The following is a 1,241-nucleotide window of genomic DNA, read 5'->3' as shown; positions in this document are numbered from 1 at the left end:
CCAGGAACGCCGACGACGTGCCGAACTCGCCGCCCGCGGAGAAGCCCTGCACCAGCCGGGCCAGCACCAGCACGATCGGCGCGGCGATGCCGATGGCCTCGTACGGCGGGCAGATCGCGATGGCGAACGACGCGCCGGCCATCAGCGAGATGGTCAGCGTCAGGCCCTTCTTGCGGCCGTGCCGGTCGCCGTACGAGCCCAGGATGGCCCCGCCGATGGGCCGCATGAGGAAGCCCACGGCGAAGACGGCGAGGGTGGACAGCAGGCTCGCGGTGGAGTCGCCGGAGGGGAAGAACTGGCGGGAGAACACCGACGCGAACGTCGTGTAGATGGCCCAGTCGACCCATTCGACGGTGTTGCCGATCGCGCCGGCCACGATCGCCTTGCGCTGTGCCCCGGTCAGCCGCCCGGGTGCGGTCTCGACGGTCATCGGGCCTGCTCCAGGACGTACTCGGCGATCTGGGCGTGGGTGGCGTACCAGACGCCGTCGTGCCTGCCGACGTGGTCGAGCAGCGCCTCCAGGGCGGCCATGCGGGAGCGGTGGCCGATGATGTGCGGGTGCATGGTGAGCTGGAACAGCCCGCCCTCGGCGTAGGCGGCGTCGAACTCGTCCCGCCAGATCGCGGCCACCTCGCGCGGCGGCGTGTAGGGCCGCAGCGCGCCGTAGCGCTCCATCATCAGGTACGGCGCGTCGTCCCTGATCCACTCGACGGGGATCTCCACGACACCTGTCGGCTCGCCGTCCTGGAGCAGCTCGTACGGCTCGTCGTCGGCCATCAGGGACGAGTCGTAGAGCAGGCCGAGCTCGCGGGTGATGGCCAGGGTGTGGTCGGAGAAGTCCCACGACGGGGTGCGGATGCCGACGGGCCGGACGCCTGCCAGCTTTTCAAGGGTGCCGGCGGCTCGCAGGGCCAGTTCGCGCTCGTCGGCCGGGTCGAGCTGCATGTTGCGCTCGTGGATCCAGCCGTGCATGGCGACCTCGTGCCCGGCGGCCACGTAGTCGCGTACCTCTTCGGGGTGCAGCAGCGCGGAGACGGCCGGCATGAAGAACGAGGCGGGGATGCGGTGGCGCTCCAGCAGGCGCAGGATGCGGGGCGCGCCGACGCGGGAGCCGTACTCGCCCTGGGAGAGCTTGCCGGGCCTGGTCTCGCCGTCGCGCAGCGGGATGGTCTCGTGGTCGGAGTCGAAGGACAGGGCGACGGCGACGCGGGCGCCGCCGGGCCAGGAGGCGGGCCGCAGGC

The 1,241-nt window shown here is 71.9% G+C and carries 2 protein-coding genes; both read right to left on the bottom strand.

Translation table 11 applies throughout. From position 1 onward, the window contains the following. Window positions 1–430: MFS transporter (locus AB0J09_RS65140; protein ID WP_360714555.1), on the bottom strand; the 430-nt coding region annotated here is incomplete at its 3' end. After that, the coding region (locus AB0J09_RS65135) for a polysaccharide deacetylase (RefSeq protein ID WP_360714553.1) at window positions 427–1,241 on the bottom strand (815 nt) is incomplete at its 5' end. The genes AB0J09_RS65135 and AB0J09_RS65140, both read right to left, overlap by 4 nt.

The organism is Nonomuraea sp. NPDC049784, from assembly GCF_040659615.1.
GTDB lineage: Bacteria > Actinomycetota > Actinomycetes > Streptosporangiales > Streptosporangiaceae > Nonomuraea.
The sequence above is the reverse complement of the archived record's forward strand: the minus strand, read 5'-3'. Positions and strand labels throughout refer to the sequence as shown.